Origin of the sequence: Rhodococcus sp. B10, assembly GCF_011770055.1 — a bacterium.
GTDB classification, from domain to species: domain Bacteria; phylum Actinomycetota; class Actinomycetes; order Mycobacteriales; family Mycobacteriaceae; genus Rhodococcoides; species Rhodococcoides kyotonensis_B.
Map to the genome: position 1 here is coordinate 1 of NZ_JAAFYV010000088.1, position 510 is coordinate 510.

The window sequence follows — 510 nt, forward strand, 5'->3', positions numbered from 1 at the left end:
GGCAAGCGCATTGCGCTGCTGGCTGAACGTTTGCTTCAGGCCATGCGCGAGCCGTTCGATACCGTCAACGGGCGGTATTACCTGGGCGTGTCGATTGGCGTGGCGCTGTATCCGCACGACGGCATTTCGGGGTCCGACCTGCTGCGTTCGGCTGACGCCGCCATGTACCGGGCCAAGCAGAACGGCCGTAACCGTGCACAGTTCTACACGGCTGAACTGAACGCCCGCCTGCAACGTCGCTACATGCTGGAAAACGCGCTGCGCGACGCGCGCGAGAACAACGAACTGCAGCTCGTCTATCAGCCCAAGTACGACCTGGCCAGCCATCGCATCGTTGGCGCCGAGGCGCTGCTGCGGCAGATCAGCGCCACCGGCGAATCGGTGCTGGACGAGTACGAGAAGGTGCAGTCGATCCGCCAGCAGTCGGCGCAGGCGATGGTCGAGGCAGAGGCCGCGCACAAGGCGCTGCTGGGCCGGCTGCAGCCGCAGAACTGGAGCGAGGTGCAGGCC

1 protein-coding gene is annotated in these 510 nt (G+C 65.5%); it reads left to right on the forward strand.

Translation table 11 applies throughout. The features are described from left to right. On the forward strand, positions 1–510 hold a 510-nt coding region (locus tag RhoFasB10_RS25760; RefSeq protein ID WP_206031382.1), incomplete at both ends, for a diguanylate cyclase.